The sequence below is a fragment of the Klebsiella sp. GW_Kp182 genome (assembly GCF_040062275.1).
Taxonomy (GTDB): domain Bacteria; phylum Pseudomonadota; class Gammaproteobacteria; order Enterobacterales; family Enterobacteriaceae; genus Klebsiella; species Klebsiella michiganensis.
The window spans coordinates 1-19,146 of sequence record NZ_JBEAFQ010000064.1; the positions used below are offsets into that span (position 1 = coordinate 1).

The following is a 19,146-nucleotide window of genomic DNA, read 5'->3' on the forward strand; positions in this document are numbered from 1 at the left end:
TAGCCCGGGTAAGGCGTTTACGCCGCGACCCGGGAAAAAAGTACGCTTGCTCCCCTGACCGAACTTCCGGCTACAGGTTCATCAACGCCCGCGAACCGGTAGCCCGGGTAAGGCGTTTACGCCGCGACCCGGGAAAAAAGTACGCTTGCTCCCCTGACCGAACTTCCGGCTACAGGTTCATCAACGCCCGCGAACCGGTAGCCCGGGTAAGGCGTTTACGCCGCGACCCGGGAAAAAATTACGCTTGCTCCCCTGACCGAACTTCCGGCTCGCTCTGCGCTTAGCCGGGGAACGCCGGCTCCTCTGCGGCTTCAAGTGCCGCAAAACCGCCATTCCCCTGCCAGCCATCAAGCCGCGCGTACACCACCTCGACCGCGTCCTTAATCGGCTGGGTCATCGGGTAATAAAAGCCGACGATATCCGGCTGAATGCCTAAGAAAATCACCTCGCCGATATCCTCTTTTAGCTGATCGATCAGATAGTTGAGCGGCATATTGTGGGTGGTCATCATAAACATCTCGGCGATATCGTCCGGATCGACGATGCGGATCTCGCCGGGATTCAGGCCCATATCGGTGGCATCGACGATCAGCAGGCGCTCGGGGCGCAGCTCGCGAATGGCGACGATATCGTTCTCCGGCGCGCTGCCGCCGTCAATCACCACCCATTCGCCGACGGGGTTAGCCGCGCACATCTCCGCCAGCAGCGGACCTGCGCCGTCGTCGCCCATCATACTATTGCCGACACAGAGTAAAACGTCAGTCACGGAGTCTCCTCACCATCAGATAGATGGCGCTTTCCTGGTGAATATCATGCAGCATGCTGAGCAGCGTTTTGCTCCACGCCTGCTGCTCGGGGGTCTGACGGGCCTGCGCTTTATCAAAAGCGTTGGCCAGCATCGTCACATGATTGCTGTCGATAACAATCTCGCCGTACTTCGGCACGCCTTCCATTTTGCGCCGCGCGGTGCTGCCCTCTTCGAGGGTCGCAATCCACGCCAGATACGCCTGCCACGGGCAGCTCAGCGCCGCCTCAAGGCAGTCGATCACGCCGAGGTGGTGGCCAATTGCCAGGCTGTAATAGACCACCTGCTGCGCCTGGTCGGGCGTCGCATCGTTCTCATCAATAAATTTACGGCTCAGCTGACTGAACACCACCGTCTCGCTCATCGGATACGCGCTCCTTCGACCACCTGGTTCAGATGGGTGACGATCTCGGTCAGGCGCGGATCTTTTTCCGCCTCCAGCCAGCGCACCACCTGGCTATCGCCCTGTCCCAGCAGGCGCATATAGTCGTCGGCTATCTGGCGACCGTAGCGATAGCCCGCCAGCCGGCGCGCTTCGCGGTCGATGCGCACCCGCAGCGGCTGTACCATATCCGGATGCAGAAGCTCGGTCGGCCGTTCGTCCTGTTCGCCTGGCACGCGGGCGTGGATTTTCTGCTCCAGCAGGCCCAGCGCCATCGCGAAGCCGTACAGCGTCGCGGCGGGGGTCGGCGGGCAGCCGGGAATATAGACATCCACCGGCACGATTTTATCGGTGCCGCCCCATACGCAGTAGAGGTCGTGGAAGATGCCGCCGCTGTTGCCGCAGGCGCCGTAGGAGATACAGATTTTCGGGTCCGGCGCGGACTGCCACGCGCGCAGCGCGGGAGAACGCATCGCCCGGGTTACCGCCCCGGTAAACAGCAGAATATCGGCGTGACGCGGCGACGGCACCACTTTGATCCCAAAACGCTCGGCGTCGAACAGCGGCGACAGGGTAGCGAAAATCTCGATCTCGCAGCCGTTGCAGCCGCCGCAGTCCACCCGGTAGACGTAGGCGGAGCGCTTAATTTTCTTCAGCAGCGATGCCTTCATGCTGGCGATGGACTCATCCACCGTCATCGGCACCGGAATGCCGTTTTCATCGCGCGGGCCTAATAAGTTGCTCATCAGCTGGCCTCTCTCATATGGCGAGTCAGTTCAATACGGTCGGACGGCACCAGGCACTTCTGGCGTTTACACTCCGGGCAGGTCTCAAAGCTTTCGCGATGCAGCTCGGCGCGGCTGTCGCCGTTGTGTTTAAGCAGCGCGATGGCGTAGTCGATCTCTTTCTGTACGGCGAACGGCCGTTCGCATACCCGACAGTGGCAGATGGCAAAACGCGACTGCTGGAGGAAATCCTCTTTTTTCCACACCGCCAGCTCGTACTCCTGAGAGAGCCTAATCGCCGCCGTCGGGCAAACCTCTTCGCAGCGTCCGCAGAAAATGCAGCGTCCGAGGTTGAACTGCCACGCCAGCTGGTTGGTGGCCAGATCGGTCTCCACCGTCAGGGCGTTCGACGGACAGGCGTTAACGCAGGCGGCGCAGCCGATGCACTGCTGCGGGTTATGCTCCGGTTTGCCGCGGAAGTTTTTATCCACCGGCATCGGCTCCAGCGGGTATGAGTGCGTCGCGGTGCCGGTTTTGATGACTTTTTTTATAAAGGTAAACATGGCGATTCCTTATTTCAGCGGCGAGTTCTTACGCTCGATGCTGTAGCGCTCCAGCTCTTTGTACGGCACCACTTTGCTTTTCTTCTTGCGCACGTCGACTACGGTCATGCGGTCGGTGCAGGAGTAGCACGGGTCGAGGCTGCCGATAATCAGCGGCGCGTCGGAGACGGTATTGCCGCGCAGCATATAGCGCAGGGTCGGCCAGTTGGCGTAGGTCGCCGCCCGGCAGCGCCAGCGGTACAGCTTCTGGTTGTCGCCGGTCATGCTCCAGTGGATATCATCTCCGCGCGGCGCTTCCGAGAAGCCCAGCGCGAAGCGGTGCGGAATATAGGTGAACCCTTCGACCATCAGCGGGCCGCCCGGCAGGTTATCGAGGCCAAAGTCGATCATGTTCAGCGCGGTGTAGACCTCGTTGATGCGCACCTTCAGGCGCGAGATGACGTCGCAGCCCTGTTCGCTGTGCACTTCCATCGGCAGCAGGCCGTAGCCGACAAACGGGTGATCGGCGCGGGTATCGCGGGCGTGGCCGCTGGCGCGCACCATCGGGCCAACGTTGCTGAAGTCGCGGGCGATTTGCGGGTCGAGACGACCGATGCCCACGGTACGCTGCTCCATATTCGGCGTGCTGAGCAGCATATCCACCAGCTCCTGCACGTCGCGGCGCATCTGCTGCGCCAGCTGGCGGGTCTGGATCATGTCCTCTTTCAGCAGATCGCGACGAATGCCGCCAATCAGGTTCAGACCGTAGGTTTTACGCGCCCCGGTAAGAATTTCCGCCATCTTCATCGAGGTTTCGCGCACGCGGAAGAACTGCATAAACCCGGAGTCGAAGCCGGTAAAGTGGCAGGCGAGGCCGAGGTTCAGCAGGTGCGAGTGCAGGCGCTCCACCTCCAGCAGAATGGCGCGGATCATCTGCGCGCGCTCCGGCACCACGATCCCCATCGCGTTCTCCACCGAAGTGGTGTAGGCGGTGCTGTGGGCGAAACCGCAGATACCGCACACGCGGTCCGACAGGAAGGTGACTTCGTTGTAGCCCATCCGGGTTTCCGCCAGCTTTTCCATCCCGCGATGAACGTAGAACAGGCGGTAGTCGGCGTCGATAATATTCTCGCCGTCAACGAACAGGCGGAAGTGGCCCGGTTCGTCGGAGGTGACGTGCAGCGGGCCAATCGGCACCACGTTGTTTTTCTTACTGCCCAGCTCGTTGATAAACTCGTAGGTTTCGGCGTCGGTGGTCGGCGCCGGACGCTGGCGGTAGTCCATGCTGTCTTTACGCAGCGGATAGAGTTCATCCGGCCAGTCGTCCGGCAGCACCAGCCGGCGCTCGTCCGGCAGCCCCACCGGCACCAGGCCGTACATGTCGCGCACTTCGCGCTCGCCCCATACCGCCGCCGGCACGCGCGGCGTCACCGACGGATACTCGGGTTTATTGGCGTCCACTTCCACGCGCACGGTGATCCAGCACTTCGTGCCCTGCTCCATCGACAGCACGTAGTAGACGGCGTAGTGGCCGTTCAGCTTGCGTTCATCGTTGCCGAACAGCACCGACAGCCAGCCGCCCTGCTTGTAGTACAGGAACTCGACCACTTCCGGCAGATAGTTGACCTTCACCGTGACCGTCAACTGGTCTTTGGTCTGCCAGGCTTCATCCAGCACCACGCCCGGAAAGGCCTGATGCAGCGCGGCGAGATAGTGTTGACCGATTTTTTCTTCAGACATGCTCAAACTCTCTTAAATCACGCCACCAGCAAGGAGACGAAGGCTAAAAAGGCAAAACCAAACCCGGCCCAGGTGACGCGGGAGGTGGCGCAAAAGCGCAGACGCGCCATGCTGTTTTCGAACAGCGCAATCACCAGCACGCCGAGCACCAGCTTGACGACGGCAACCACCAGCGCCAGCAGCAGACCGCCGACGCTAAAGCTGGTCATCTGTCCCCACGGGATAAATACGCCGACGAACATCTGCAGGACCACCAGCTGCTTGAGGCTGATGCCCCACTTCAGCACGCCGAAGCCGCTGCCGCTGTATTCCGAGAGCGGGCCTTCCTGCAGCTCCTGCTCCGCTTCCGCCAGGTCGAACGGCAGCTTGCCCATTTCGATAAAGGTGGCGAAGGCGCAGGCGCACAGCGCCAGAATCAGCGGAGGAGTGCGGGCGACAGGCCAGTGATAAATGGTGTCGGTGATACTGCTGATATGGGTGGACCCCGCGACCTGCGCCGCGACCCACAGGCCGAGCAGCAGGATGGGCTCCACCAGCACGCCGAGCATCGCTTCGCGGCTCGCCCCGATAGCGGTAAACGGGCTGCCGGTATCAAGGCCGGAAATAGCAAAGAAGAAGCGGGCGATAGCGAACAGGTAGATCAGGGTGATCAGGTCGCCCAGCCCCGCCATCGGCGAATCAACGGTCACCACCGGCAGCGCGGTGGCGATGGTCAGCATCACGCCGACCATCACGTACGGCGTCAGGCGGAAGACCCAGCCGGAGGCATCCGGGCCAACGCTCTGGCGGCCCAGCAGTTTCAGAATGTCCCGGTACTCCTGCAGCACGCCCGGACCGCGACGATTATGCAGACGCGCGCGGGCGACGCGGGTCACCCCGGACAACAGCGGCGCGACGGCGAACAGCACCAGCGCCTGCAACAATGCAATTAATACGCTCATTCTCAGGCTCCTCGGGAAATCACAATCACCACCAGTACCGCCAGCTCCACCAGCGCCACGCCGCGAAACAGCGCGGGCGCGGAAGCGTTCTGCCAGCCGGGCACCAGGCGCACCGGGTTCAGCCAGTGGCGCAGTTTCAGAATCGGCGCAAAGGCTTCTTTCACCGGCATGGCGAAACCGTGGGCGGTCACCACCATGGATTTTTCATGGTCGTAGCCGCAGACCCAGGCCGCCCCGCGGGAGCGCGCCGGCAGGCGATCGCCCTTGAAGAAGATCATCAGCAGCAGCGGCAGCAGCGGGCAGGCAATCAGCAGAATGGCGATCATCGGCTGGGACACCGCGCTGGAGACCTCCGCCTGCACCGGAAACGCCCCGCTCACCAGCGGCAGCAGCCACGGCGCGGCAACCCCGCCAATCACGCAGCAGACGGCGGCCAGCACCACGCTAAAGGTCATCAGCCCCGGCGCGCAGGTGGCGTTTTCCGCCTCTTTGCTTCGCGGCGCGCCGAGGAAGGTGACGCCGTAGACTTTCGCCATACACATCACCGCCAGCGCGCCGGTAATCGCCAGGCCCACCGCCAGCAGCGGCCCGAGCAGGCGGCCAACAAACGCGTCGCCGGTGCTCAGCTTAAAGAAGGACTGATAGATAACCCACTCCCCGGCAAAGCCGTTCAGCGGCGGCAGCGCGGCCATCGCCATCAGGCCCACCAGCATCGCGAGCGAAATCAGCGGCATTTTCTTGCCGATCCCGCCGAGCTTTTCGATATCGCGATGGCCGGTGCGGAACCACACCGCCCCCGCGCCGAGGAACAGGGTGGTTTTAAACAGGCTATGGTTGATCAGGTGATACATGCCGCCAATAAAGCCCAGCACCATCAGGGTCGGGTTATGGGTCGCCACGCCGGTGACGAACGCCCCGAGGCCGAGCAGGATAATGCCGATGTTTTCCAGGGTGTGGTACGCCAGCAGGCGCTGAATATTGTGCTCCATCAGGGCGTACAGCCCGCCGACGAAGGCGGTGATCATGCCCAGCACCAGCAGCATCACGCCCCACCACAGCGGCGGTACGCTGCCGGCCAGCGAGACCGTCAGGATGCCATAGAGACCGACCTTCATCACCACCGTGGAAAACAGCGCGGCGGCCGGCGCGCTGGCGCCGGCGTGGGCCTGCGGCGCCCAGCCGTGCAGCGGAATAACTCCGGCCAGCAGCGCAAAGCCGACCAGGCCCGGCAGCCACAGCAGCGCGTTCTGCGGCGCCGCCATCGCCAGCTGGGTAATCTGCGCCAGCTCAAGGGTGCCGTAGGACGACCAGACCAGCCAGCAGCTCCACGCCATCAGCAGCGTACCGAGGCGACCCAGCGCAAACCACAGCTTGCCGGACTGCGCGCAGCCGGTAAGAAACGCGGCGCAAAGGGCCATAATCTCCGCCATCACCACCAGCGCGCCGAAGTTTGTCACCACCACGGCGCAGACGGCGGCGGCCAGCAGCAGATTCACCAGCAGGCCGTTGGCTTTCACCTGCGGGTGACGATGCCAGGCAATATTGAACAGCGAAATCGGCAGCGCCGACAGGCCGATCGCCAGCAGCCACAGCGCGTTGACGCCGCCCACGCGCAGGGTCAAATGCAGCATCTGCAGCATGCCGCCGCTAACGCGCTCCGGCATCAGCAGCGCCGTTCCGCCCGCCAGCACCAGCGTCGCGCTGGCGACCGCGCCGCCAATCCCGGCGATCGCCCCGCTCAGCGGTTTGCGCAGGGCGAACAGAAACGCCAGCACCGCGCTGGCGGCGTACCAGGCCACCGCCTGATTCACTAAGGAAATCACACTCATTTCACGTCCCCTTGTTGCGCCTGGAACAGCGACAGATCGCCGAGATCGGTATTAAAAGTCAGCTGCCGCTTACGCTTGCTGGCCTGGGCGATATCGCGGATATCCACCAGCAGCAGCGCTTTGGTCGGGCAGGTGCGTACGCACGCCGGGCCTTCCTCATCGAAGTGGCACAGGTCGCATTTGACGGCGATGGCGCGCACGCCCGGCACCCAGTCGAGCAGCGAGCTGACGCGGGCCGGCGCCGGCGGCGCGGCGGGGGCCAGGGGCGTATTGGCGTTAGCCGGCATATCCAGCGGACGGCTGCCGGAAAACTCAATGGCGCCGAACGGACAGGCGATGCCGCACAGCTTGCAGCTTACGCACAGGCTCTCATTGAGCTGCACCGCGCCATCGACGCGATTAATGGCGTTAACCGGGCAGACGGCGGCGCAGGGCGCATCTTCACAGTGGTGGCACATCTGCGGCGCGGATTCTTTTTCATTGCGCATTAAATGCAGCCGGGGCATGGCCTGCAGGCCATGCTGGCGGTGAGTCTCAGCGCAGGCGGCTTCGCAGGTGCGACAGCCGATACAGACGGTGGAGTCAGCAATTACAAAACGGTTCACCGGGTCATCCTCAGGTGAAAGTCATTTTTGACGAAAACAGGTTGCGCAGGTGTCAGCTTCGACACTTGTCGACACCAGACGATTAACGGGCCAGCGTCAGGTGGCTTAAATCCACCGGCTGGTCTTGTTCGATAGCCTCGTAGAGACGGTCGTAAACGCTGGCGATAGTCGCCAGATAGTGCTCCAGAACCTGCTCGCGGTCGCGGTTGCTGATCCGGCCATCAATGGTGCCGTCTGAACCCAGCGTGGCCTGGGCAATCAGGCGTCTGTCGTCGCTGTTTTTGGTTTCGACGTAGTACTCGATGGTGTGGCTGTTAAACCCTTCCGCCAGCGCAACGTAGACCTGAAAATGGCCAAACAGTACGAAGCACAGTTCTTTATCCGGCGCGCAGCTCATGGCGTGATGCAGACGCGCTTTCGACAGGGTTATCCCCTGTACCAAGGAGTTGCAGTAGGTGTGCCACTGCTCCTGATGCTGACGGTGACGATCGGCGATGTAGTCCGCCTTTTCACTTAATTCCCAAATAGTCATCCCGGATCCCCCGTTGTATGAGATGCACCGGTTAAGCACTTTTCATGCCAAAATTTAATTAATTGATTTTAAACATGTTTATAAAATTCCGGGGGGCGGAAAGACATGTCGATGACGACGTCTGCAGCGTGTCATCGACATTTTCGTGACATTACCTATGACCTGGCATCGTTATTGCATTAAAGGGCCATCGCGATACGGAGGCACCATGCACGAAATCACTCTTAGCCAGCGGGCGCTGGAAATTATCGAACAGCAGGCGCTGCAGGCCGGCGCGCGTCGGGTGACCGGCGTGTGGCTGAAGGTCGGGGCGTTTTCCTGCGTGGAGGCCAGCGCGCTGACCTTCTGCTTTGAGCTGGTGTGCCGCGGCACGCTGGCGGAGGGCTGCGAGCTGCATATCGCCGAACAACAGGCTGAATGCTGGTGTGAATCCTGCCAGCAGTACGTGCATCTCATCTCACAGCACGTGCGCCGCTGCCCGCAGTGTCAGAGCGACCGGCTGCAAATCGTGGCAGATGACGGCTTACAGATTCAGCGACTAGAAGTGGAGTAATAAGATTATGTGTACAACCTGCGGCTGCGGTGAAGGCAACCTTTATATAGAAGGCGACGAGCATAACCCGCATTCGGCGTTTCGCAGCGCCCCCTTCGCGCCCGCCCCGCGCCAGATGATGAACATTACCGGCGTGAAAACCGATAACTTTTCCCCCACCCGCTCGGAGGCTGGCGACCTGCACTACGGTCACGGCGAGGCGGGTACCCATGCGCCCGGCCAGAGCCAGCGGCGAATGCTGGAAGTGGAAATCGACGTGCTGGATAAAAACAACCGTCTGGCCGCCCGCAACCGCGCGCGCTTCGCCGCGAAAAACCAGCTGGTGCTGAATCTGGTCTCCAGCCCCGGCTCCGGCAAAACCACCCTGCTGACGGAAACCCTGCTGCGGCTGAAAGAGAAAACCGCCTGCGCGGTGATTGAAGGCGATCAGCAAACGGTGAACGACGCCGCGCGCATCCGCGCCACCGGCACCCCGGCGATTCAGGTCAACACCGGCAAAGGCTGCCATCTCGACGCGCAGATGATCGCCGACGCCGCGCCGCGCCTGCCGCTGGCGGACCACGGCATTCTGTTTATCGAAAACGTCGGTAACCTGGTGTGTCCGGCGAGCTTTGACCTCGGCGAACGTCATAAAGTGGCGGTGCTGTCGGTAACCGAAGGCGAAGACAAGCCGCTGAAGTATCCGCATATGTTCGCCGCCGCCAGCCTGATGCTGCTTAACAAGGTCGACCTGCTGCCGTATCTCAACTTTGACGTAGAAAAGTGTCTGGCCTGCGCCCGCGAGGTGAACCCGGATATTGACATCATTCTGCTTTCCGCCACCAGCGGCGAAGGCATGGACCAGTGGCTTAGCTGGCTGGAGACGCAACAATGTGCATAGGCATTCCCGGACAAATCTGCGCCATTGACGGCAATCTGGCGAAGGTCGAAGTGTGCGGCATTCAGCGCGAAGTCGACCTGACCCTGGTGGGCGCGTTCGACGATCGCGGCCAGCCGCGTCTCGGCCAGTGGGTGCTGGTCCACGTGGGTTTTGCCATGAGCGTGATTAACGAAGCCGAAGCCCGCGACACCCTCGAGGCGCTGCAAAATATGTTTGAAGTCGAGCCGGACGTCGGCGCGCTGCTGTACGGCGAGGAGCGGTAAATGCGCTATGTCGATGAATACCGCGCTCCGGAACAGGTGATGCAGCTGGTGGAACACCTCCGGCAGCGCGCGTGCCTGCTGCCGCATACCGCCGAACGTCCGCTGCGCATTATGGAAGTGTGCGGCGGTCATACCCACGCCATTTTTAAATTTGGTCTCGACCAGCTGCTGCCGGAAAATATCGAGTTTATTCACGGCCCCGGCTGCCCGGTGTGCGTGCTGCCGATGGGGCGCATCGACGCCTGTATCGATATCGCCAGCCGTCCGGGGGTGATTTTCTGCACCTTTGGCGACGCCATGCGCGTGCCGGGAAAAAACGGTTCACTGCTGCAGGCTAAATCGCGCGGCGCAGACGTCCGCATCGTCTATTCGCCGATGGACGCCCTGAAGCTGGCGCAGCAGCACCCCGAGCGTGAAGTGGTGTTCTTCGGCCTTGGTTTTGAAACGACGATGCCCGCCACCGCCCTGACCCTGCGCCAGGCCCGCGAGCGCGGCGTCGCCAACTTCTATTTTTTCTGCCAGCACATCACCCTGCTGCCAACCCTGCGCAGCCTGCTCGACCAGCCGGATAACGGTATCGACGCGTTTCTCGCCCCCGGTCACGTCAGCATGGTGATTGGCACCGACGCCTACGGATTTATCGCCAGCGACTATCATCGTCCTTTAGTGGTGGCAGGATTCGAACCGCTTGATCTACTGCAAGGCGCGGTGATGCTGGTTGAGCAGACAATAGCGCGGCACAGCGACGTGGAGAACCAGTATCGCCGGGTGGTGCCCGATGCGGGCAATCCGCTGGCGCAGTCGGCCATCGCCGAGGTGTTTTGCCTTAGCGGCGATAGCGAGTGGCGCGGTCTGGGGGTGATTAACGACTCCGGCGTGCATCTGACGGCCGCGTATCAGCGTTTCGACGCCGAAGCACATTTCCGCCCGGCGCCGCAGCGGGTCTGCGACGACCCGCGCGCCCGCTGCGGCGAGGTGCTGACCGGCCGCTGCAAACCGCACCAGTGCCCGCTATTCGGCAATACCTGCAACCCGCAGAGCGCATTCGGCGCGCTGATGGTCTCATCGGAAGGCGCCTGCGCCGCCTGGTATCAATATCGCAGTCAGGAAATCGAAGCATGAAAAGCGTTCAGTTAGCCCACGGTAGCGGCGGTCAGGCGATGCAGCAGCTGATCGGCGATCTGTTTATGCAGGCTTTCGCCAACCCCTGGCTGGCGGAGCAGGAAGATCAGGCGCGTCTCGATCTCGCCCAGCTTAGCGCGCAGGGCGACAGGCTCGCCTTCTCCACCGACAGCTACGTCATCGATCCGCTGTTTTTCCCAGGCGGCAACATCGGCAAGCTGGCGGTCTGCGGCACGGCCAACGATGTGGCTGTGAGCGGCGCGCTGCCGCGCTATCTCTCGTGCGGGTTTATTCTCGAAGAGGGGCTGGAGATGGCCACCCTCGAAGCGGTGGTGAACAGCATGGCGCAGACCGCGCGGGAGGCCGGCATCGCCATTGTCACCGGCGATACCAAAGTGGTGCCGCGCGGGGCGGCGGATAAGCTGTTTATCAATACCGCCGGGATCGGCGTCATCCCCACCGGTATTCGCTGGGTGGCGCAGCAGATTAGCGCGGGAGACGTGCTGCTGGTCAGCGGCACGCTTGGCGATCACGGGGCAACGATCCTCAACCTGCGCGAACAGATGGGGCTTGACGGTGCGCTGTCCAGCGACTGCGCGGTGCTGACGCCCTTGATTCAGACGCTGCGCGACGTTGCTGGCGTGAAAGCCCTGCGCGATGCCACCCGCGGCGGCGTTAACGCGGTGGCCCATGAGTTTGCCGCCGCCAGCGGCTGCGGGATTGAACTGCACGAGAATAAGCTGCCGGTGAACGATACCGTGCGCGGCGTGTGCGAGCTGCTGGGGCTGGACGCGCTTAATTTCGCCAACGAGGGCAAGCTGCTGATCGCCGTTGCCCGCGAAGCGGCGGAAAGCGTACTTGCGCATTTACGGTCTCATCCATTAGGCCGCGATGCGGCGATAATCGGCGAGGTTGTGCCGCGCGCGGGCGTGCGCTCTGTTGGTCTGTACGGCGTGAAGCGCACGCTGGATCTTCCTCACGCCGAGCCGCTGCCGAGAATTTGTTAACGGTGCGGGACCCCGGATTGCGGCTAACGCCCTATCCGGGCTACAACACTGCGCGCACCTGTAGTCCGGCTAAGCGCAGCGCGAGCCGGGAAAAGCCAGCATGATTATCCAGCCCAAACCAGCGGGCACCCACGGATGGGTTAATGGCGGTCACAACCGCTTTATTAACAGACTATTATTTGTGTCATCACTTTCTTCTGCGCCGCTTTGCGGCGCTTTTGGACTTAAGCAATGTCGTATACACCGATGGGCGATCTTGGGCAGCAGGGTCTGTTTGATATCACCCGCATTTTATTACAGCAGCCGGATCTGGCCGCGCTGAGCGAGACGCTGACCGGCCTGGTGCAGCAGTCCGCGCTCGCCGACCGGGCGGCGATTATTCTGTGGCATTCCGGCAACCATCGCGCGGTCCGGCACGCCTGCGACGACGCGGGACAGCCGGTGAGCTACGAGGATGAAACCGTCCTCGCCAACGGCCCGGTTCGACGCCTGCTCTCGCGCCCGGATGCGCTGCATTGCGATAGCGCCACCTTTGCCGAAACCTGGCCGCAGCTCGCCGTAAGCGGACTCTACCCCACCTTTGGCTATTACTGCCTGCTGCCGCTGGCGGCGGAAGGGCGTATTTTCGGCGGCTGCGAATTTATTCGCGACGACAACCGGCCGTGGACCGAAAAAGAGTACCAGCGGCTGCACACCTTTACGCAAATCGTTGCCGTAGTCACCGAACAGATCCAAAGCCGGGTCAGCAACAACGTTGATTACGACCTGCTGTGCCGGGAACGCGATAACTTCCGCATCCTGGTGGCGATCACCAACGCGGTGCTCTCGCGGCTGGATATCGATGAACTGGTCAGCGAAGTGGCCAAAGAGATCCACCGCTACTTCCGCATCGACGCCATCAGCGTGGTACTGCGCAGCAACCGCAAAGGCAAGCTCAATATCTACTCTACCCACTACCTCGACGCCAGCCACCCGGTGCACGACCAGAGCGAAGTGGACGAAGCCGGTACCCTGACCGAACGGGTATTCAAAAGCAAAGAGATGCTGCTGCTCAACCTGCATGAGCACGACCCGCTGGCGCCGTACGAAAAAATGCTTTTCGAGATGTGGGATAACAAAATTCAGACCCTGTGCCTGCTGCCGTTGATGTCCGGCAATACCCTGCTTGGGGTGCTGAAGCTGGCGCAGTGCGATGAGAAAGTCTTCACCACCACCAACCTCAAGCTGCTGCGGCAAATCGCCGAGCGCGTCTCGATCGCCATCGACAACGCCCTCGCCTACCGCGAGATTCAGCGGCTGAAAGAGCGGCTGGTCGATGAGAACCTCGCCCTGACCGAACAGCTTAACAACGTCGAGAGCGAGTTTGGCGAAATCATCGGCCGCAGCGAGGCCATGAACAACGTGCTCAAGCAGGTGGAGATGGTGGCGCAGAGCGACAGCACGGTGCTGATCCTCGGCGAAACCGGCACCGGTAAGGAGCTGATTGCCCGCGCTATTCATAATCTGAGCGGCCGCAATAGCCGCCGGATGGTCAAAATGAACTGCGCGGCGATGCCCGCCGGGCTGCTGGAAAGCGACCTGTTTGGCCACGAGCGCGGCGCCTTCACCGGCGCCAGCGCCCAGCGTATCGGCCGTTTCGAACTGGCGGACAAAAGCTCGCTGTTTCTCGATGAAGTGGGCGACATGCCGATTGAACTACAGCCGAAACTGCTGCGCGTGTTGCAGGAGCAGGAGTTCGAGCGTCTCGGCAGCAATAAGCTGATTCACACCGACGTGCGCCTGATCGCCGCCACCAACCGCGATCTTAAACAGATGGTCGCCGATCGCGAGTTTCGCAGCGATCTCTACTATCGGCTGAACGTCTTCCCGATCCACCTGCCTCCCCTGCGCGAGCGGCCGGAGGATATTCCCCTGCTGGTGAAGGCCTTCACCTTTAAAATTGCCCGCCGTCTCGGGCGCAACATTGACAGCATTCCGGCGGAAACGCTGCGCCTGCTCAGCCGCATGGAGTGGCCGGGTAACGTGCGCGAACTGGAGAACGTCATTGAGCGCGCGGTGCTGCTGACCCGCGGCAGCGTGCTGCAGCTCTCCTTACCGGAAATGAGTATCGAGACGGAGCCGCTGGCGGCGGAAGTGCTGCCGGAGGAAGGGGAAGACGAATACCAGCTGATTGTCCGGGTGCTGAAAGAGAGCAACGGCGTGGTCGCCGGACCGAAGGGCGCGGCCCAGCGTCTGGGATTAAAGCGCACGACGCTGCTTTCGCGCATGAAACGGTTGGGTATTAATAAAGACCAGCTGCAGTAGGCACATCTTCAGAACGCTGTTTCATTTTGATTTTAATGAAACAGCGTTCTGTGAGACAACTCGCTTTACCCGTTCCTGATGAATGATAAATAAGCCTTTTCCTTAATGGAGATGCTTATGACGCGTTTACCTCTGGCCGCCGCCATCGCTTTGCTTTTGGCTTCTCAGGCTGCATTTTCCTCTCTTCCCACCTTTTCCATCTGGCCCGGCGGTGAAGCGCCCGGCGCGAAAAACAGCCCGGCGAGCGAATCGCTGGTGGAGCGCAGCAAAGATCCCTCGCTGCCCGATCGCGCGGTCACCGGCGTTCGCGCTCCGACAATTACCGTTTACGCGCCGGAGAAGCCCAACGGTATCGCGCTGCTGGTGACGCCGGGCGGCTCTTACCAGCGAGTGGTATTGGATAAAGAGGGCAGCGATCTCGCCCCGGTATTTAACGCCCGGGGCTATACCCTGTTTGTGATGACCTATCGGATGCCGGCGGACGGTCACGCGGAAGGCAGCGAGGCGCCGTTGGCCGATGCGCAGCGCGCGCTGCGTACCCTGCGGGCGCGGGCCGCCGAGTGGCATATCGACCCGCAAAAAATCGGCATTATGGGCTTTTCTGCCGGGGGACACGTGGCGGCAAGCCTGGAGACACGCTATAGCGAACCGGCTTACGCCGCCGTGGACGCGGTTGACCAGCAGAGCGCGCGGCCGGACTTCGCGGTGCTCGGCTATCCGGTTATTTCCATGGATCCGGCGATTGCCCATCCCGGATCGCGCAAGGCATTGATTGGCGAAACGCCGACGGCAGAGCGGCAGCACCGCTATTCACCGGAGCAGAACGTCACGCCGCAAACGCCGCCGACCTTTATTTTTCACGCGGTGGACGATCCTTCCGTGCCGGTGGATAACGCGCTGGTGATGTTTAACGCCCTGCGCGCGCAGCAGGTGCCGACCGAGCTGCATCTGTTCGCCGAGGGGAAACACGGATTTGGCATTCGCGGGACCCGGGGCCTGCCCGCCGCCGAGTGGCCGCAGCTGGCGATGAACTGGATAGCCTCGCTGGCGGAAATGAAAAAATAGCGCCGGTAATCCCCGGCTCGCGGCTGACGCCTTAGCCGGGCTACCTGTCCACAGACGGCGGGGACCTCGAAGCCCCGGTAGGTACGGTTTCCCGGGGGCGATGCTGCGCATCTGTCCGGGCTACAAGTTCGTGCGGTTTGGTAGCCCGGACAGGCGCGTCAAGCGCCGCCTCCGGGGGATTTTGCCGAGCTATTTATCAGAACTGAAGCCGTTGCTGGTCGCCAGTTCGGCAAACCACAGCGCGTTGCGCTTTATCTGCCGCTCTCCGGTTTGCAGATCGAGCCGCCAGAAACCGTAGCGGCGCTTGAACGAGTTAATCCACGACCAGTTATCGATAAAGGTCCACTGATGCACGCCAAAGCAGTTCGCGCCGTCGGCTATCGCGCGATGCAGCTGCACCAGATGCTCTTCCATCAGGCCGATGCGGAACGAATCGTCAATCACCCCGTCTGCGCCGGGTTCGCCTTCCGACTCAATATCCATCGCAATACCGATTTCCGCGAGGAACCACTTTATATTGCCGTAGTTATCGCGAATATTGGCGGCAATGTCATAAATCGCCTGCGGCAGAATCTCATTATTATCGCGATAAGGATTAAAGCGCCCTTGCGGATTCACGTAGTTTTCGAAATAGAACTCCGGGGTGAAATAGTCCAGCGTATAGTCACTTTCGCGCGCCTTCACCCGCCGCGGAACGTAATAGTTAACGCCGAGAAAATCGACGCGCGATCCGGTAATCAGCTCCACGTCGGCTTTTGTCACCTCCGGCAGGCAGTGGTGCGCGGCCAGAATTTCGCACAGCGCTTTCGGGAACTGATGCTTCACCAGCGGATCGAGGAAGCTGCGGTTGAAGAACAGATCCGCATACCACGCCGCTTTTTGGTCTTCCGCGCTGTCGTTGCGGGTATAGGACGGCGTCAGATTCAGCACCACGCCAATCTCGCTTTCCAGCGCCAGCGCGCGAAACTCGCGCACCGCTTTGGCGTGGGCCAGCATAATGTTAAACGCCAGCTGCGCCGCCAGCCTGCCGTCTTTCTTGCAGGGATAGTGGAAGTCGTACAGGTAGCCGCCCTCAACCGGCACAATCGGCTCGTTGAAGGTAATCCAGTATTTCACCTTGTGACCGAATAGCTCAAAAGCGGTACGGGCAAAACGCGCGAAGAGATCGGTCACGTGCGCCGACTCAAAGCCGCCGTACTGCTTTTGCAGCGCTTCCGGCATGTCAAAATGATAGAGGTTGATCATCGGCTCTATGCCCTTTTCAATCATCTCATCAAGGTAGGCATGATAGAAACGCACCGCGTCCGCATTGGGCGCGCCGGTTTCGAAGTCATCAATCAGCCGCGACCACTGAATCGACGTGCGGAAGGAGTTGAACCCGGTCCGCTTCATCAACGCCACGTCCTGGGGATACTGATGATAGGTGTCGCAAACGGTTTGCGGCCCAATCTGCTGATAAAAACGTTCCGGCTGTTCGGCAAACCAGCTATCCCAAATAGAACGGTGCGGCTTGTTGCTTATCCCTTCCGTTTGCGGACCGGATGCCGCCGCGCCCCATAAAAAGCCTTCCGGAAACTGATACCGGGTCATAACGCCTCCTGTAAGTTAAAAAAGGCCGCACCCAACGGGCGCAGCCAATAAGCACTACTCTGCAACCACTTCAATCGATTTGATAAACATGTAGCCCCAGTCGCCGGCGAATTTACCGAAGTCGATGCGGTTATCGCCGGCCTTCAGCTCAACCGGCACCAGCAGCTGCTGGCCCTGCTCATCGGTCTGCGGGAATTCAACCGCGATTGGCGCGCCGTCGTTGACGATAAACGAGTTTTTCTTACCGCCCCATTTGCCGCTGAACGTCACCCGCAGCTGATACTTGCCGGCCCACGGCGCGGAAACCTGCCAGCTGACCTTATCCCCGTCGTTGGCGAACGGCCCGAGGAAGCCGTCGTCGCCAATCGCCAGCGCGTCTTTTTCGCTTTTCGCCGCCGCAATCTTGCCATCGGTCACGTTCAATACCCCGCCGCCAAAACGGCAGTAGTCGGCGGGGACTTTACCGACGGCTTCCGTCACCGTGACCTTAACGGTTTTGCTGCTTTTGAGCAGGCCGTCATCGGCGCTAAAAGTCAGCGCGTATTCACCGGGAGCGCTGAACCAGGCGCGGGTTTCGGCTTTATCCGTCGCGCAGAAGTGGGCCTGCGCGCTGCCGCCGTTGCTCCAGCTCACCGTCACGTTGCGGTCCGGGAGGGCGTCATCGCGCCAGCTCGCGCTGAGCTGCACGCCCTGGTCCTGGCTGGTGGTGAGCGTTTCCACCAGCGTGACTTCCGGCGCCTGATTCGCCTGGGTGTGCTTCACGCTAATCACGTTCGAAGGCGATGAACTGCCGCTCTCGTTTTTAGCAATGACGCGGTAATAGTACGTATTCCCCAGTTGCAGACTGCGATAGTCATCGCGGAACAGATCCATCGTCTGCGGGTTCCACTCGTTTACGCCGTCGGAAATGTCGCGCCCCACGACCTTCCACGGCCCGGATGGCGAATCAGCGCGCTCAACATCATAGGCGCGCCCTACCGCCGCCCCCAGCCAGTTGATCGCAAACGGTGAATCCGTCGGCCGCAGCGTCGGCGCGTCAGGTTTCGGCAGCGGCGGCGCTTTCTCCTGCCCGTTCATCTGCGCGGCGGCGGTGCGCACCAGGTCGACCACCTCCATCTCCTGGTTGGCCTTACCTTCGACCGGGAAGCCCGGCAGATGGTAGCTGTAGTGGCCGGTGGACTCTTTGTGCCAGTAGAAGCCGCCGTCGTGACGATGACCGCGGAAGCCCCAGATTAAACCGCCCGCCGCCTGCGCGCCGTTGACTTCGCTATGGACGATCGACTGCATAATGGCGTTAAGCTGCTGCGCGTCCAGCAGGCCAAATTCGCCCACCATGTAGACTTTCTTACCCGCTGCCGCCGTCAGGTCTTTTTTCACCTGTTCGGGATGGTTGTTATCGGCATTGGTGTAGTAATGGTTGCTGACGATATCGACATGGGGATCGTTAAGCGCAAACGCATTAATTTTCTTATAGGTACCATCCACCACCAGCTGGTGCGGCGCCCACTTTTTGATCCACGCGGCGGTCTGCTGAAGGAACGCCGCGTTGGTGTCCTCCAGCTCGTTGCCGGTCTCCCAGGCCATAATCGCTTTTTCGTCATAGTAAGGGCGCCCGGTCACGCTGTTGGTACGGGTGATAACCTGGCGAATCACATCAAGATAGGCCTTGAAGGTTTTACTGTCGGTACGGTAAAAATCCTCCGGCTTTTCGTGGTAGAACGCCGCCAGCTGCTCGCGACCGCCCCACCACCACCAGTGATCGATAAACGGCAGAATCAGGCGCAGCCCCTGTTTGTCCGCCTCGGCGATCATGTTGTCGTACACCCGCATCGCCTTTTCGTTCAGGCGCGGCATGCCGTCGGCGGTTTCCGGGGCCAGAATATGGGTTTCGCGACCGCAGGCCTCGTCAAACGTCTGCTGCACCGAGAGTACGTATACCCGCTGCGCCCTGGCGCCGGTTTGCACGAGCGCTTTAATCCAGTTTTCCTGTTCCTCCGCCGTCGGCCAGCGGAAGTATTGCCCCCAGCCGCGCGAGTCGGCCTTGCAGGTACCGCGCGCATCGTCCTCGATACGGTGCAGTTCCGGCGCATGAATGCCCGCAAAGCGGAACACCTTGTCGCCATCTTTTAACGTTGCGCCGTCGCGGGTAATAAAGTGTTCAAAGTGCGACTGCTCCGCGGCCATCGCGCCTGCGCTTCCCAGCGCCGAAAGCAGCGCGACGAGCATCAGTTTTTTCACCGGCTTAATCATCGTTATCTCTC

18 protein-coding genes are annotated in these 19,146 nt (G+C 61.2%); 7 read left to right on the forward strand and 11 right to left on the reverse strand.

What is annotated here, in order from left to right:
* Positions 1-280 precede the first annotated feature (280 nt).
* The 9 genes from hycI to hycA form a co-directional block, all read right to left on the reverse strand.
* Entirely contained in the window at positions 281-766 is a 486-nt protein-coding gene (gene hycI / locus ABLU88_RS25445; protein WP_032694626.1) for a hydrogenase maturation peptidase HycI, read from the reverse strand.
* Positions 759-1,169: a formate hydrogenlyase maturation HycH family protein gene (locus ABLU88_RS25450; protein ID WP_014226530.1), complete on the reverse strand. Its 411-nt coding sequence runs from the start codon at positions 1,167-1,169 to the stop codon at positions 759-761. Before ABLU88_RS25450 ends, hycI begins: the two co-directional genes overlap by 8 nt.
* Positions 1,166-1,933 carry an NADH-quinone oxidoreductase subunit B family protein gene (locus ABLU88_RS25455; protein ID WP_014226531.1) on the reverse strand — a complete coding sequence of 256 codons (768 nt, stop codon included), beginning with the start codon at positions 1,931-1,933 and terminating at the stop codon, positions 1,166-1,168. The genes ABLU88_RS25450 and ABLU88_RS25455 overlap by 4 nt, the downstream gene beginning before the upstream one ends.
* Entirely contained in the window at positions 1,933-2,475 is a 543-nt protein-coding gene (locus tag ABLU88_RS25460) for a formate hydrogenlyase complex iron-sulfur subunit (protein ID WP_009651597.1), read from the reverse strand. The genes ABLU88_RS25455 and ABLU88_RS25460 overlap by 1 nt, the downstream gene beginning before the upstream one ends.
* A gap of 9 nt (positions 2,476-2,484) precedes the next feature.
* On the reverse strand, positions 2,485-4,194 hold the full coding sequence (gene hycE, locus ABLU88_RS25465; RefSeq protein ID WP_014839316.1) for a formate hydrogenlyase subunit HycE: 1,710 nt from the start codon (positions 4,192-4,194) through the stop codon (positions 2,485-2,487).
* A gap of 17 nt (positions 4,195-4,211) precedes the next feature.
* Positions 4,212-5,135, reverse strand: a complete 924-nt coding sequence (locus ABLU88_RS25470) for a respiratory chain complex I subunit 1 family protein (RefSeq protein WP_348838430.1) — start codon at positions 5,133-5,135, stop codon at positions 4,212-4,214.
* Positions 5,136-5,137: 2 nt separating this feature from the next.
* Positions 5,138-6,964 carry a formate hydrogenlyase subunit 3 gene (gene hycC, locus ABLU88_RS25475; protein ID WP_348838432.1) on the reverse strand — a complete coding sequence of 609 codons (1,827 nt, stop codon included), beginning with the start codon at positions 6,962-6,964 and terminating at the stop codon, positions 5,138-5,140.
* The gene (locus ABLU88_RS25480; RefSeq protein WP_348838435.1) at positions 6,961-7,569 is read right to left on the reverse strand and encodes a 4Fe-4S dicluster domain-containing protein; all 609 of its coding nucleotides are present in this window, start codon (positions 7,567-7,569) and stop codon (positions 6,961-6,963) included. Before ABLU88_RS25480 ends, hycC begins: the two co-directional genes overlap by 4 nt.
* A gap of 82 nt (positions 7,570-7,651) precedes the next feature.
* Entirely contained in the window at positions 7,652-8,101 is a 450-nt protein-coding gene (hycA, locus tag ABLU88_RS25485) for a formate hydrogenlyase regulator HycA (protein ID WP_004853522.1), read from the reverse strand.
* A 208-nt stretch (positions 8,102-8,309) separates the two neighbouring features.
* Between hycA and hypA the strand changes: the two genes are divergently transcribed.
* The 7 genes from hypA to ABLU88_RS25520 all read left to right on the forward strand — a co-directional run bounded on the left by hypA (position 8,310) and on the right by ABLU88_RS25520 (position 15,295).
* Positions 8,310-8,654 carry a hydrogenase maturation nickel metallochaperone HypA gene (gene hypA, locus ABLU88_RS25490; RefSeq protein WP_004114752.1) on the forward strand — a complete coding sequence of 115 codons (345 nt, stop codon included), beginning with the start codon at positions 8,310-8,312 and terminating at the stop codon, positions 8,652-8,654.
* 7 nt (positions 8,655-8,661) lie between these two features.
* Positions 8,662-9,534 (forward strand): hydrogenase nickel incorporation protein HypB, encoded by an 873-nt coding sequence (gene hypB / locus ABLU88_RS25495; protein ID WP_032750984.1) that lies wholly within the window; start codon positions 8,662-8,664, stop codon positions 9,532-9,534.
* Positions 9,525-9,797, forward strand: coding sequence for a HypC/HybG/HupF family hydrogenase formation chaperone (locus tag ABLU88_RS25500; RefSeq protein ID WP_088168585.1), 273 nt, complete (start codon positions 9,525-9,527; stop codon positions 9,795-9,797). The genes hypB and ABLU88_RS25500 overlap by 10 nt, the downstream gene beginning before the upstream one ends.
* Positions 9,798-10,919 (forward strand): hydrogenase formation protein HypD, encoded by a 1,122-nt coding sequence (gene hypD, locus ABLU88_RS25505; RefSeq protein WP_348838440.1) that lies wholly within the window; start codon positions 9,798-9,800, stop codon positions 10,917-10,919.
* A complete protein-coding gene (hypE, locus tag ABLU88_RS25510; RefSeq protein ID WP_064406066.1) occupies positions 10,916-11,926 on the forward strand; it encodes a hydrogenase expression/formation protein HypE in 1,011 nt (336 codons plus the stop codon). The genes hypD and hypE overlap by 4 nt, the downstream gene beginning before the upstream one ends.
* A 231-nt stretch (positions 11,927-12,157) precedes the next feature.
* Positions 12,158-14,230, forward strand: coding sequence for a formate hydrogenlyase transcriptional activator FlhA (flhA, locus tag ABLU88_RS25515; RefSeq protein WP_348838442.1), 2,073 nt, complete (start codon positions 12,158-12,160; stop codon positions 14,228-14,230).
* Between the two features lie 117 nt (positions 14,231-14,347).
* The gene (locus ABLU88_RS25520; RefSeq protein WP_109241301.1) at positions 14,348-15,295 is read left to right on the forward strand and encodes an alpha/beta hydrolase; all 948 of its coding nucleotides are present in this window, start codon (positions 14,348-14,350) and stop codon (positions 15,293-15,295) included.
* Between the two features lie 189 nt (positions 15,296-15,484).
* Here the strand turns inward: ABLU88_RS25520 and ABLU88_RS25525 are convergent, their stop codons facing one another.
* On the reverse strand, positions 15,485-16,885 hold the full coding sequence (locus tag ABLU88_RS25525) for a glycoside hydrolase family 1 protein (RefSeq protein ID WP_348838445.1): 1,401 nt from the start codon (positions 16,883-16,885) through the stop codon (positions 15,485-15,487).
* 54 nt (positions 16,886-16,939) lie between these two features.
* On the reverse strand, positions 16,940-19,132 hold the full coding sequence (locus ABLU88_RS25530) for a CBM35 domain-containing protein (RefSeq protein WP_221691214.1): 2,193 nt from the start codon (positions 19,130-19,132) through the stop codon (positions 16,940-16,942).
* Positions 19,133-19,146 lie beyond the last annotated feature (14 nt).

Coding starts and splice junctions, on each gene's coding strand:
- ABLU88_RS25455 (WP_014226531.1), bottom strand. CDS start 1,933: ATGAGCAACTTATTAGGCCCGCGCGATGAAAACGGCATTCCGGTGCCG.
- ABLU88_RS25460 (WP_009651597.1), bottom strand. CDS start 2,475: ATGTTTACCTTTATAAAAAAAGTCATCAAAACCGGCACCGCGACGCAC.
- hypB (WP_032750984.1), top strand. CDS start 8,662: ATGTGTACAACCTGCGGCTGCGGTGAAGGCAACCTTTATATAGAAGGC.
- hycA (WP_004853522.1), bottom strand. CDS start 8,101: ATGACTATTTGGGAATTAAGTGAAAAGGCGGACTACATCGCCGATCGT.
- ABLU88_RS25520 (WP_109241301.1), top strand. CDS start 14,348: ATGACGCGTTTACCTCTGGCCGCCGCCATCGCTTTGCTTTTGGCTTCT.
- flhA (WP_348838442.1), top strand. CDS start 12,158: ATGTCGTATACACCGATGGGCGATCTTGGGCAGCAGGGTCTGTTTGAT.
- hypA (WP_004114752.1), top strand. CDS start 8,310: ATGCACGAAATCACTCTTAGCCAGCGGGCGCTGGAAATTATCGAACAG.
- hycE (WP_014839316.1), bottom strand. CDS start 4,194: ATGTCTGAAGAAAAAATCGGTCAACACTATCTCGCCGCGCTGCATCAG.
- hypD (WP_348838440.1), top strand. CDS start 9,798: ATGCGCTATGTCGATGAATACCGCGCTCCGGAACAGGTGATGCAGCTG.
- ABLU88_RS25525 (WP_348838445.1), bottom strand. CDS start 16,885: ATGACCCGGTATCAGTTTCCGGAAGGCTTTTTATGGGGCGCGGCGGCA.
- ABLU88_RS25500 (WP_088168585.1), top strand. CDS start 9,525: ATGTGCATAGGCATTCCCGGACAAATCTGCGCCATTGACGGCAATCTG.
- hycC (WP_348838432.1), bottom strand. CDS start 6,964: ATGAGTGTGATTTCCTTAGTGAATCAGGCGGTGGCCTGGTACGCCGCC.
- hypE (WP_064406066.1), top strand. CDS start 10,916: ATGAAAAGCGTTCAGTTAGCCCACGGTAGCGGCGGTCAGGCGATGCAG.
- ABLU88_RS25470 (WP_348838430.1), bottom strand. CDS start 5,135: ATGAGCGTATTAATTGCATTGTTGCAGGCGCTGGTGCTGTTCGCCGTC.
- ABLU88_RS25450 (WP_014226530.1), bottom strand. CDS start 1,169: ATGAGCGAGACGGTGGTGTTCAGTCAGCTGAGCCGTAAATTTATTGAT.